Raw genomic sequence first — 12,468 nt, forward strand, 5'->3', positions numbered from 1 at the left:
CCGGGTCGAGATACCGCCCCTACCGACGCTCCAGCGGCACGGTCATGCAGTTGATCCCGCCCGCACCGCTCGTCAGCACGCCCTCCGGGATCCCCTCGCCGTCGGGGAGCACCTCGACGCCGCGCTCCTTCAGGCGCTCGATCGTGCCGTTGAGGTCGGGGTCGTAGTTCCCGTCCTCGTCCGTGCGGTGCATCGGCACGACGACGCCGTCGTCGACGGTGAGGAAGTTGGCGGCCCAGCGCTCCTCGGGCCCCATCTCGACGATGTCGTACCCCCGCTGGCGGAGGTACGCGAGCGTCGACGTGGACCGATCGAACTCGTAGCCGTCGCTCGTCTTCCGGAACACGTCGACCGCCGCCGACTCGGCGAGTTCGGGATCGGTCACCGCCAGCCCCTCGGCCGCGAGGTTGCACCAGCCGAGCAGGTGGAGCACCCGGGAGCCGATGCCGTGTTTCTCGCGGTGGCGTCGATCCGCGGCCAGCGGCGCGCGCACGAGACCCACTTCCTCGAACCCCACCGCGCCGGCGTCGAGGAACTCCCGGCCCGCGTCGTACGTCGTCCGGATCACCTCCTCCTCGCCGTCGATCTCCGCGGAGACGCCCAGAAGCGCGAACTCGTCGGCCGGGAGGAACTCCCCGCCCTCGAGCGGGCGGGACATCTCGTGGGTGAACTCGGCGCCGAGCCCCTCCCACGCCCGGCGGACGATCGGGAGCTCGTCCTGCCGGATCGGCTCGCCCATCTCGCAGAGCACGGGCCCCTCGTCGCCGACGACGACGGTGTCGCTCTGGAACAGCGTGTTCGAGATCGGCTGCCGGAGTTCGACGCTCGTCCGATCGTTCGCCTCCGTGAGTCTCGCTCGGGACAGCACGAGTTCGAGTTTCTCCCGGGCGTCGAACTCGACGGTCGCCGCGGCGGCGTCGGCGTCACCAGAACGCTTCGCGCTCTGGTTGGCAGACGAGAGCCTCTGGCTCTCGTCGACACCCTCGGGCACGTCGACGTACTCGGCGACGAGCGCGTCGAGTTCGCCCGCCGCGGCGAGATCGTCGGCCAGGAGGTGGACCTCGACGCCGGCGGCCGCGAGCGCGTCGGTCATGCGCTCGTGCTCGCGTGCGGCCTGTGCGGGCGGGACGGGGGCGTCGAACAGGTTCGACTCGGGGTCGAGCGCGCCGGGCCAGAGCTCCAGCCCGGGTCTGTGCGCCCGGACGTGGGTGAGCCGGTCGAACTCGGCGCGTGCGGTGAACGATGGCATCAGTTCACACGGGTTCCGGGAGGGCGATGAACCCTTCGCCGCCCTGGGGCCCGAGCCACGCGATTCAAATACGCCGAGCCAGTTTGTCCCGACAACGAATGAGCGAGGACTTCTACGAGGTGCTGGGGGTCTCCCGGGACGCCGACGAGGACGAGATCCAGCAGGCGTTCAGGAAGAAGGCCGCCGAGTACCACCCCGACGTGAGCGACGAGCCCGACGCCGAGGAGAAGTTCCGCAAGGCGAAGAAGGCCAAGGAGGTGCTCACCGACGAGGAGAAACGGCAGGCGTACGACCAGATGGGTCACGAGCGCTTCGAGCAGGCCGAGAAGCGCGGCGGCTTCGATCAGGGCGCCGGCGGCGCCGGCGGGATGGGCGGCGGCCCGTTCGGCGGCGGCATGGGCGGCGGCGGTGGCGGGTTCGAGGACATCTTCGAGCAGTTCTTCGGCGGCGGCCGCGGCGGCGGCCGCGGCGGCGGCAACCGCCCCCAGCAGGGCCGTGACATCCGCACCGGGATGTCGATCACCCTCGAGGAGGCGTACGAGGGCGTCAGCAAGGAGTTCACCATCGAGCGCCCCGAGGAGTGCCCGGACTGCGGCGGCGCCGGCCACCCCGACGACGCCGACGTGGAGACCTGTCCGGAGTGTAACGGCCAGGGCCAGGTCACGCAGGTCCAGCAGACCCCGCTCGGCCGCGTCCAGCAGACCCAGACCTGTCGGCGCTGTAGCGGCGAGGGCGAACTGTACTCCGAGGAGTGTGCGACGTGTTCCGGCGACGGCGTCGTCCGGCAGGAGGCCACCCTGCAGGTCGACGTGCCCGCCGGCATCCAGAGCGGCCAAAGCCTCCGGATGGAGCGCGAGGGCGCGCCGGGCGAGAACGGCGGCCCGAAGGGCGACCTCCTGATCGAGGTCGAGGTCGAGGACCACCCCGAGTTCGAGCGCGACGGCGCCGATCTGGAGCACCGCCACGCGATCTCGTTCCCGCAGGCGACCTTCGGCGCGACCGTCGAGGTGCCCACCCTCGACGGCCCCGTCGAGCTCGACATCCCCGCGGGCACGCAGTCGGGCGAGCGGTTCCGCCTGCGCGGGAAGGGGATGCCGCGCCTGCGCGGCCGGGGGCAGGGGAACCTCTACGTCGACGTGCAGGTCGTCACGCCCGACGAGCTCAACGAGGAACAGCGCGAGGCGCTCGAACAGTTCGCGGAGGCCGGCGGCGAGGAGGTCGACGTGGACCGCGGCTTCTTCGAGAAGCTCCGGGACTCGCTGTAACCGTCGACGGCCGCGTTCGCCGGGCGGTTTTTGCCGCGCGGGACCCACGTTCGACCCGTAATGAGTCACGACGCCGCCAGCTACGACGACGTGGAGCCGAAGGCGCCCGGGATGTACTTCCTCTGGGACGAACTGGACTGCGACAACCTCGGCGTCACCGTCGTCGAGGCCGACGCTGGCTGGGAGGGGATGGAGCACGACCACGAGAGCGACGGGCAGGAGGAGGTGTACCTCCTGCTCTCGGGCGCGGCGAAGCTCACCGTGGAGGACGAGACGGTGTCGATGGACGCCGGCGACGCGGTGCGCGTCGACGCCGGCGACTCCCGGATGCTCCTGTTCGAGGCGGACGACTCCCGGATGGTGATCGCCGGCGCGCCCTGAGCGCCGCGATCGCCGCTGCCAGCTCGCCGGCCCCGCCCGTCGACCGCCGGAGCCTTGTCGCTCCGCCCCGCGTCTCCGGGTATGGACGCCGTCGGCGACCTGCTGGCCCGCGACCGGCGCAGCGACCGCCCCGCGCTCGTCGTCGGGGAGCGCGAGCGAAGCTACCACGAGCTGATCACGAACGCCTACAAGGCGGGCAACGTCCTGCGGTTCCACGGCGTGTCCGAGGGGCGGACCGTCGCCGTCGCTCCGGTGCCCGACCTCCCGCCCGTACTCGCCTTCCTCGGCGCCGCCCAGCTCGGCGCCGCGACGCGCTTTTCCCCCACGGCGGGCGCCGACGCCGGCGACCGTCTCCTCCTCGTTCCCGCCGCAGAGCAGGCCGCCTACGACCCCGGGCCGAGCACGAAACTCGCCGTCTTCGGTGACGCGGCCGACGCCGCAGACACGATCGACTGGGAGGAGTCGGTGTGGAGCGAGAACCCCGCGTTCCCGCCGACCAGCGTCGACCCCGGGACGGCGCTGCTGGTCGGCGAGGAGTGGGAAGTGAGCCACGGCGACGCGCTCGCGGCCGCCGCGGAGGTGGCGGATCTCCGCGGGCTCGACGCCGACAGCCGGGTCGTCGTCCGGAGCTCGCTGGCGGCGCCGGGGGTCGTCGTCGCGGGCCTGCTGGCGCCGCTGCTGGTTGGTGGCTGTGCGGTACTGGCCGATCCGGCCGCGCCCGCGACCGACGCGCGCGGCGACCTCGCGGTGACGAGCGGGAGCGCCCCGGAGCCCGAAAGAATCGAGCCGGAAGCAGTACCGCTCGGGCGCGATTAGCTCGCGTCCTTCAGCTCCTCGAACGCCTCGGGGTTCTCCATCGAGGAGAGATCCCCGGGGTCCGCACCCTTGTACGCCGCCTCGATCGCGCGCCGGATCACCTTGCCGGACTGCGTCTTCGGGAATTCGTCGACGAACAGCACCTCGCGCGGGCGGAACGGCTTGCCGTGCTCCTCGCCCACGACCGCGCGGAGCTCCTCGGCGAGCTCGTCGCTCGGCTCGACGCCCGCCTCGGGCACGACGTAGACGACGACGGCGGTGCCCGTCGTCTCGTCCGGGACGCCGACGGCCGCGGCCTGGTTCACGGCGTCGTGCTCGACCAGCACGGCCTCGATCTCGGCGGGGCCGACTTTCCGGCCGGCGACGTTGAGCGCGTCGTCGGCGCGGCCGTGGAGGAACCAGAACCCGTCTTCGTCCTTCTGGGCGAAGTCGCCGTGGTCCCAGAGATCCGGCCACGTCGACCAGTACTCCTCCAGGTAGCGCTCGTCGCCCGACCAGAGGCTCTTGGTCATCGACGGGCAGGAGTCACGCGCGACGAGGAAGCCGCGCTCGTGGCTCTCCCTCACCGAGTTGCCGTCGTGGTCGACGATGTCGATGTCCATCCCCAGCCCCGGGCCGCCCAGCGTGCCGGGCTTGAGGTCGTTGATCGGCATCGGCATCAGGAAGCAGCCACAGATCTCGGTTCCGCCGGAGATGTTGATGATCGGCGCCTCGCCGCCGCCGACCTCCTCGTAGAACCACAGCCAGGACTCCGGGTCCCACGGCTCGCCCGTGGAGCCGAGCAGGCGCAGACTGGAGAGGTCGTACTCCTCGACCACCTCGTCGCCGTGCTTGCGCAGCGCCCTGATCGCGGTGGGCGAGACGCCGAACGTGGTGATCCCGTGCTCCTCGATCATCTCCCAGAACCGCCCGGGGTGGGGGTGGTCGGGCGCGCCCTCGTACATGAACGTCGTGCCGGCGAAGTGGTGGTTGCCGATCAGCGTCCACGGGCCCATCATCCAGCCGATGTCGCTGACCCAGAAGAACCGGTCGCCCGGCTGCTGGTCGAAGCCGAAGTGGATCTCCTTCGCACACTGCATGAGGACACCGGCGTGGGTGTGGACGATCCCCTTCGGCTCGCCGGTCGTCCCCGAGGAGTACAGCAGCATCGACTCCTGATCCGACGGGAGCGACTTGGTGTCGTACTCGCCGGACTGCGGTTCCACGGCGTCGGCCCACCACGAGTCGCGGTCGTCGTCCCACGGCACGTCCACGTCGGGGTTCTCGCGGTCCCCGAGCCGGTCGAACACCACCACGTCCTCGACGTGGCCGGCCTGGTCGATCGCCTCGTCGGCGCCCGCCTTCAGCCGGACCGGGCTCCCGCGGCGGTAGAACCCGTCGCCGGTGAACAGCACCGCTGGCTCGGCGTCGTCGATGCGGGTCGCGGTCGCCTCGACGCCGAACCCCGAGAAGATCGGCACCGCGATGGCGCCGACCTTGAAACAGCCGTAGAGGATGCTGATGACCTCCGGCACCATCGGCATGTAGAGGCCCACCGTGTCGCCGGTCTCGACGCCGGCGTCCTCGAGGTAGTTGGCGACGCGGTTGGCCTGTCGGTACAGGTCGTGGAACGTTCGCTGGTCGACCTCGCCGTCCTCGCCCTCCCAGATGCAGGCGACCTTGTTGCGCTCCTCGGCGTCGACCTCGGCGTAGCGATCCAGCGTGTTGTGGGCGATGTTGATCTCGCCGCCGGGGTACCAGTCGGTGAACTGCAGGCCCTCGCCGTCGTCGCGAACGGTGTCGTACGCCTCGTAGAACTCCACGTCGAGGTACTCCGGCATCTCGTCCCAGAACCAGTCGACGCCGGAGTCGGGCTCGCCGTCGATCTCCGTCGTCGTTCGTTCGATCAGCTCCTCGTAGTCGTCGATGCCGTACGTCTGCATGAACTGCCAGACGTTGGTCGACTCCACGAACTCCCGGTCCGGCTCGTGAACGACCTCGTCGAACCCCTCGGTCGCGTCCATACGCGCGAGGTTTTGGCGGCGGGGGGAAGTAACTTTCTCGACAGGGGTCGCTCGATCGAGTCCCTGGGGAGACTGAGTATCTGATCAGTACGTTTATCGATACTGAGTGCGTACTCAGTCGGTATGAACACCGACACGTCCGGCACCGACACCCGCGAGCAGTTGATGCGGGCAACCTACCGGGTTCTCGCGGCGCGGGGGTTCGCGAATCTGACCACCCAGCGCGTCGCCGACGAGGCCGACTGCAGCCAGTCGCTCGTTCACTACCACTACGACACCAAGGAGGACCTCGTCGTCGCCTTCCTCGAGTGGGTTCACGAGCAGGAGACGGAGTGGCTCGAGGGGCTCGCGGACGGGAGCGCCGAACGGCGACTGCGGCGGTTCCTCGACGCGCAGCTCTCGATCCCGGTCGACGAGGAGCACGCTCGCTTCAACGTCGCGTTCGTCGAACTGGCGACCGCGGCGGCCCGGAACGAGCGCTACCGTGCGGTGCTGACGGCGTTCTCGGAACGACAGCAGGCGACTCTGGTCGGGATCATCCGGGACGGTATCGAGGCGGGCGAGTTCAGGGAGGTGCCCGCCGAGGCGACCGCGCGATTCCTCCGGTACGCGCTCCAGGGTGCGGTCCAGGCCGACCTCACGCTCGACGACCCGGAAGCGAAGTCCCAGACCGAAGCGGCCGTCGACGCCTACGTCGAAGGGATGCTCCTGGCCGAGAGGGACTGATGCGCGAGCTTCTCCGGGAACGGGGGTTCGCAGCGCTCTGGCTCGCACAGCTGATCACCCGGATCGGCGACAGCATCCACGAGATCGCGCTGATCTGGATCGTCTACGAGGTGACCGGCGACCCGCGGCTCGTCACGGTCGTCGCGCTGGCGAGTTTCACGCCGGGGTTGCTCCTCTCGATCCCGGCCGGGGTGGTCGTCGACCGCGTCAACCGGAAGTACCTCCTCGTCGCGACGGAGGCGTTCCGCGGAGTGGTGACGCTCTCGATCCCGTTCGTGGGCGAGGGGCCGTATCTCGTCCCGGTCGTCGTCGCCGTCGCGCTGATCGCGAGCACGATGGAGACGTTGTTCGGGCCCGCTCAGCAGGCGATGATCCCGCGGCTGGTCTCGAAGGGCGACCTCGACGCCGCGAACTCGCTGAACAACCTCACGCTGTCGACCTCCCGGTTGTTCTACGCGCTCGGCGGGGTGATCGTCGGATTCGGCGGCTCCTTCCTCGCGTTCTACATCAACGCCGGGACGTTCCTGCTCTCGGCGCTGGTGTTGCTCGCAGTCCCCGCCGCCGCGGGCGTGCCCGAGCGCGTGGCGGACGACGGGAGCGAGTCGCCCTCCCTGCTCGCGGAGGCCCGTGCGGGGATCGAGTTCGTCCGCGCGAGCCCGGCGCTGCTCTCGGTGATCGCGATGGGCGTGTTCGTCGACTTCGCGTTCGTCCCGCTGGTGGTCGTGCTCCCGATATTCGCGGCCCTCGTGATCGGCGGTGGGAGCGTGACCTACGGCTTCCTGCTCGGGTCGTACTTCGCGGGGACGCTCGTCGGGAACCTCCTGATCGGGCCGGTCCGGGAGGTCGTCGACGCCCGCCGCGGCGCCGTCATGGTCGCCGCGACCGTGTTCACCGGCGCCAGTCTCGCGGTCGCTGCGGTGCTCCCCACGGTCGTCTCGTTCCCGCTGGCGGCCGCCTGCGCCGGGATGGCACTCGCCGGCGGCGCGAACCCGTTCCTGAACGTCCCACTGACGACGTACATCCAGGCGACCGTCGCCGACGACCAGCGCGGGAAGGTGCTGTCGGTCATGCGGCTGGGGATCACCGGCGCGGCGCCGATCGGGATCGCACTCGCCGGGCCGCTCGTCGAGGCGTTCGGCCCCGTCGCGGTACTGCTCGGGATGGCCGCGATCGTCGTCGCCGCCGGCGCGAGCGGGCTTGCGACGCCGCTGATCCGGATCGGCTCGGTCCACGCTCCGGACTGACGGGCCGGACCGTCGAACACCCGACAACGGGAACAGCGTCCGCAATTCGCAAAATTTCTGCATTGTCCCGCCGTCGTCGACGCTGGAGGAACTGAAAACGGCGAAGAAGTGGAGGGCGCTACTCCTCGATCCGCTCGGCGTCGATCACGTCGACGGCGGCGACGCTGTCGTCTGCCTCCAGCTCCATCACCTTCACGCCCATCGTGTTACGGCCGACGATAGAGAGGTCCTCGACCGGACAGCGCATGATCTGGCCGGCCTCGCTCATCGTCACGAGGTGGTCGCCCGGCCCGACCGCGTCGAGCGCGGTCACGCCGCCGTTGCGCTCGTTGGTCTTGATGTCGATCAGCCCCTTCCCGTTGCGGGACTGGACGCGGTACGCGTCGAGGTCGGAGCGCTTCCCGTAGCCGTGCTCGGTGACGGTCAGCAGCCAGGAGTTGCGGGACTCGTCGATGCCCGCGACCGCGGCCACCTCGTCGTCGCCCTCGAGGTCGATCCCGCGGACGCCGCGGGCGGTCCGGCCCATCGCGCGGGCCTCGGTCTCGTCGAACCGGATCGACATCCCGTCACGGGTGGCGATCACCACGTCCTGGGTGCCGTCGGTGACCTCCACGTCGGCGAGCCGGTCGCCGTCCTCGAGGCTGATCGCGCGGATTCCCGTCGAGAGGATGTTCTGGAACTCCGAGACGCCGCTGCGCTTGATGTAGCCGCCGCGGGTGACCATCGTGAGGAACTGCTCGTCGTCGCCCTCGCCGTCGTGCTCGATGTCGGCGGTGTTGACGACGGACTCGATCCGCTCGCCGTCGGCGAGATCGAGCAGGTTGACAGCGGACTTCCCGCGGGCGGTCCGGGACATCTCCGGCACCTCGTACGTCTTCAGCTTGTACACCTGCCCGTGGTTGGTGAAACAGAGCAGGTAGTCGTGGCTGTTGGCCACGAACACGGAGGCGACCGAATCGCCCTCCTTGAGCTCGGTGCCGATGATCCCCTTCCCGCCGCGGTTCTGGGCGCGGAACTCCGAGAGCTCCATCCGCTTGATGTAGTCGTCCTCGGTCATCACGACCACCTGCTCGGACTCGGGGATCAGGTCCTCGTGGGTGACCGAGCCGGTGTCCTCGATGAAGCCGGTTCGGCGCTCGTCGCCGTACTGCTCGGCAACGTCCTCGAGCTCGTCGACGATGACGCGGTCGAGCTCCTCGGCGCTGCCGAGGATCGTCTCGAGGCGCTCGATCTCCGCCTGTACGTCCTCGTACTCCTCCTCGATCGACGCCCGCTCCATCGAGGTGAGCGAGCCGAGCTGCATCCGAACGACGTGGGCGGCCTGCTCCTCGCTGAACTCCCACTCCTCCTGCAGCATCGCCCGGGCGGCGTCGCGGTCGTCGCTGTTCCGGATCGCCTCGACCACGTCCTCGACGTTGTCCAGCGCCTTCAGCCGGCCCTCGAGGATGTGTGCGCGGTCCTCGGCCTCCGCGAGGTCGTACTTGCTGCGGCGACGCACGACTTCGCGGCGGTGCTCGACGTACTCCTGAAGCGTCTCCTTGAGGTCGAGCACCCGCGGCTGGCCGTCGACCAGCGCGAGGTTGATGACGCCGAACGTGGTCTCGAGGTGGGACTCGAGCAGCTGGTTCTTCACCACGTCGACCATCGCGTCGCGCTTGAGCTCGATGACGATCCGGATCCCGTCCCGGTCGGACTCGTCGCGCAGGTCGCGGATCCCCTCGATCTCGCCCTCGTTCACGTCCTCGGCGATGCGCTCGATGATCCGGGCCTTGTTCGCCTGGTACGGGAGTTCGGTGACGACGATGCGGCCGTCCTCCTCGTCGGTTTCGAACCGGGCGCGCAGCCGGATTCGCCCGCGACCCGTCTTGTACGCCTGGTGGACGCCGTTGCGGCCGACGATGTTCGCGCCGGTCGGGAAGTCCGGCCCCTCGACGTGCTCCATCAGATCCTCGACGGTGGCGTCGGGGTTCTCGATCAGTTCGATCGTCGCGTCGACGACCTCGCCGAGGTTGTGCGGCGGGATGTTCGTCGACATCCCGACGGCGATCCCCGAACTGCCGTTGACGAGCAGGTTCGGGAACGCCGAGGGCAGCACGTCCGGCTCCTGCAGGCGGTCGTCGTAGTTGCTGGAGAAGTCGACGGTGTCCTTCTCGATGTCGTCGAGCAGCTCCTCGGCGATCGGCGACATGCGCGCCTCCGTGTAGCGCATCGCCGCCGGCGGGTCGCCGTCGATCGAGCCGAAGTTCCCCTGGCCGTCGACCAGCGGCTCCCGCATCGAGAAGTCCTGGGCCATCCGGGCGAGCGCGTCGTAGATCGCGCTGTCGCCGTGGGGGTGGTAGTCCCCCATGGTGGTGCCGACGATGGAGGAGGACTTCCGGTGGCCCGAGCCCGAGGTGATGCCGTCCTCGTGCATCGCGTAGAGGATGCGGCGGTGGACCGGCTTCAGGCCGTCCCGCACGTCCGGGAGCGCACGACCCGCGATGACCGACATCGCGTAGTCGATGTAGCTCTGCTCCATCTCGTCCTCGACGCGGACGTGCTCTACACGGTCTGCGGGTTCGTCGTCGGGCGTGTCCGTGCTCATATGTCCACCCACTCGGCGTCCTCGGCGTGGTCCTTGATGAACTGCTTCCGCGGGTCGACGGCGTCGCCCATCAGCACCGAGAACATCTTGTCGGCGGCGGCGGCGTCGTCGAGCGTGATCTGCTTGAGCACCCGGTTCTCCGGGTTCATCGTCGTCTCCCAGAGCTGCTCGGGGTTCATCTCGCCCAGCCCCTTGAACCGCTGAACCTGCGTCGGGTTGCCGTCGCAGACCTCCTCGACCACTTTGTCACGCTCCTCCTCGGTCATCACGTCGTACGTGTCGCCGCGGTAGCGGATGCGGTACAGCGGCGGCTTGGTCGCGTACACGTACCCCGCCTCCAGCAGCGGCTTCATGTGCCGGTAGAGGAAGGTGAGCAGCAGCGTCCGGATGTGGGCGCCGTCGACGTCGGCGTCGGTCGCCATGATGATCTTCTGGTACCGGGCGTCGTCGATGTCGAACTCGTCGCCGATCCCCGTCCCGATGGCGGTGATCAGCGCGCGGATCTCGTCGTTCTCGAGCACGCGGTCGAGCCGGTGTTTCTCGACGTTGAGGATCTTCCCCTTGATCGGCAGCACGGCCTGGAACGCGGCGTCCCGGGCCTGTTTCGCGCTGCCGCCGGCGGAGTCGCCCTCGACGACGAACAGCTCGGCGTCCTCGGGGTCGCGGCTCTGACAGTCGGAGAGCTTCCCCGGCAGCGCCGTCGACTCGAGCGCCGACTTGCGGCGGGTCAGCTCCTCGGCCTTCTTCGCGGCCTGCCGGGCCTTCGCGGCCTCGGCGGCCTTCGCGACGATCTTCTGGGCCGTGTCGGGGTGTTCCTCGAGGTACGTCCCCAGCCCCTCGTGGACCGTGCTCTCGACGATCCCCCGGACCTCGCTGTTGCCGAGCTTGGTCTTGGTCTGTCCCTCGAACTGCGGGTCGGGGTGTTTCACCGAGACCACGGCGGTCAGCCCCTCGCGGACGTCCTCGCCCTTGAGGTTGCCGTCGACGTCGCCGATGAGCCCCTCCTCGTTGGCGTAGTCGTTGACCACCCGGGTGAGGGCGGTCTTGAACCCCGTCAGGTGGGTGCCGCCCTCGCGGGTGTTGATGTTGTTGGCGAAGCTGTGGACCGAGCCCTGGAGCTCGTCGGTCGCCTGCATCGCCACCTCGACCTGGATCCCCTCCTCCTCGTCCTCGAAGTAGACGACGTCCTCGTGGATCGGGGTCTTGGTCTCGTTGAGGAAGCGGACGAACGCCCGGATCCCGCCCTCGTAGCGGAACGTCTCCGAGCGAGCCTCGCCGTCCTCGGCCGCCTCGGGGCGTTCGTCGGTGAGCTGGATGCGGACGCCGCTGTTGAGGAAGGCGAGCTCGCGGAGCCGGCTCTCCAGCGTGGTGAACTCGAAGTCGGTCGTCTCGAAGATCTCCGCGTCGGGCCAGAACCGGATCGTCGTCCCGGTGCCCTCGTCGGCCTCGAGGTCGCGGACGCGGTCGATGTCGCCCTGCGGCTCGCCGCGTTCGAACTCGTGACGCCAGAGGGCGCCGTCGCGTTTGACCTCGGCGGTGAGGCGTTCGGCGAGCGCGTTCACCACGCTGACGCCGACGCCGTGGAGGCCGCCGGAGACCTGGTAGGACTTGTTGTCGAACTTCCCGCCGGCGTGGAGGACGGTCATGATGACCTCCAGTGCGGGACGGTCGTACTCCTCGTGGGTGTCGACGGGGATCCCGCGCCCGTCGTCGGCGACGGAGACGGAGCCGTCGTCGTGGATCGTCACCTCGATATGGTCGCAGTAACCCGCCAACGCCTCGTCGATGGCGTTGTCGACGACCTCGTAGACGAGATGGTGGAGCCCACGGTCGTCGGTGGACCCGATGTACATGGCGGGGCGTTTCCGGACGGCCTGGAGACCCTCCAGGACCTGGATCTGGCCCGCGCCGTAGTCGGCGTTCTCTTCTGACATAGCGCGTACTACGTGAGAGGCGGTCCCGCCGGATAAAGGGCCCGCACGCGCGGGCGGGCGCGCGAAGAAAAAATCGCTGACTACAGAGGGTAAGTTCGAGATTACCGAACGCGATTCGACGCTGTCGAAAAGTTTGTTTGGGGCCGTTCGTTCACGGGTGGAACAGGGGTGAATCGGTGCGCGCGCGAGCGTCGGCGGCGCCCTCGGCGGCGGTTATCGACGCCACCGGGAGCGCGTCGACGACGGTAGCCCGCCGCTAAACCAGT

9 protein-coding genes are annotated in these 12,468 nt (G+C 69.3%); 5 read left to right on the forward strand and 4 right to left on the reverse strand.

Annotated elements, in window-relative coordinates:
• Nucleotides 1-19 precede the first annotated feature (19 nt).
• Nucleotides 20-1,249 (reverse strand): arginine deiminase family protein, encoded by a 1,230-nt coding sequence (locus ACP95_RS06835; RefSeq protein WP_049980489.1) that lies wholly within the window; start codon nucleotides 1,247-1,249, stop codon nucleotides 20-22.
• A gap of 98 nt (nucleotides 1,250-1,347) precedes the next feature.
• On the opposite strand from ACP95_RS06835, the gene dnaJ reads away from it, so the two are divergent.
• From dnaJ to ACP95_RS06850, 3 genes are all read left to right on the forward strand, one after another.
• On the forward strand, nucleotides 1,348-2,514 hold the full coding sequence (gene dnaJ, locus ACP95_RS06840) for a molecular chaperone DnaJ (protein WP_049980490.1): 1,167 nt from the start codon (nucleotides 1,348-1,350) through the stop codon (nucleotides 2,512-2,514).
• 60 nt (nucleotides 2,515-2,574) lie between these two features.
• Nucleotides 2,575-2,895: a cupin domain-containing protein gene (locus ACP95_RS06845; protein ID WP_049980491.1), complete on the forward strand. Its 321-nt coding sequence runs from the start codon at nucleotides 2,575-2,577 to the stop codon at nucleotides 2,893-2,895.
• 81 nt (nucleotides 2,896-2,976) lie between these two features.
• A complete protein-coding gene (locus ACP95_RS06850) occupies nucleotides 2,977-3,711 on the forward strand; it encodes an AMP-binding protein (protein WP_049980492.1) in 735 nt (244 codons plus the stop codon).
• On the opposite strand, the gene ACP95_RS06855 is transcribed toward ACP95_RS06850, so the two are convergent.
• Nucleotides 3,708-5,714 (reverse strand): AMP-binding protein, encoded by a 2,007-nt coding sequence (locus tag ACP95_RS06855; protein ID WP_049980493.1) that lies wholly within the window; start codon nucleotides 5,712-5,714, stop codon nucleotides 3,708-3,710. The two genes, ACP95_RS06850 and ACP95_RS06855, sit on opposite strands and share 4 nt — an antisense overlap.
• A 123-nt stretch (nucleotides 5,715-5,837) precedes the next feature.
• On the opposite strand from ACP95_RS06855, the gene ACP95_RS06860 reads away from it, so the two are divergent.
• Nucleotides 5,838-6,440, forward strand: a complete 603-nt coding sequence (locus ACP95_RS06860) for a TetR/AcrR family transcriptional regulator (RefSeq protein WP_049980494.1) — start codon at nucleotides 5,838-5,840, stop codon at nucleotides 6,438-6,440.
• Nucleotides 6,440-7,684 (forward strand): MFS transporter, encoded by a 1,245-nt coding sequence (locus ACP95_RS06865; protein WP_049980495.1) that lies wholly within the window; start codon nucleotides 6,440-6,442, stop codon nucleotides 7,682-7,684. The genes ACP95_RS06860 and ACP95_RS06865 overlap by 1 nt, the downstream gene beginning before the upstream one ends.
• Nucleotides 7,685-7,802: 118 nt before the next feature.
• On the opposite strand, the gene gyrA is transcribed toward ACP95_RS06865, so the two are convergent.
• Nucleotides 7,803-10,268: a DNA gyrase subunit A gene (gyrA, locus tag ACP95_RS06870; RefSeq protein ID WP_049980496.1), complete on the reverse strand. Its 2,466-nt coding sequence runs from the start codon at nucleotides 10,266-10,268 to the stop codon at nucleotides 7,803-7,805.
• Nucleotides 10,265-12,202 carry a DNA topoisomerase (ATP-hydrolyzing) subunit B gene (gene gyrB / locus ACP95_RS06875; protein ID WP_049980497.1) on the reverse strand — a complete coding sequence of 646 codons (1,938 nt, stop codon included), beginning with the start codon at nucleotides 12,200-12,202 and terminating at the stop codon, nucleotides 10,265-10,267. Before gyrB ends, gyrA begins: the two co-directional genes overlap by 4 nt.
• Nucleotides 12,203-12,468: the final 266 nt, after the last annotated feature.

It is taken from the genome of Halolamina rubra (genome assembly GCF_000739555.1).
GTDB classification, from domain to species: domain Archaea; phylum Halobacteriota; class Halobacteria; order Halobacteriales; family Haloferacaceae; genus Halolamina; species Halolamina rubra.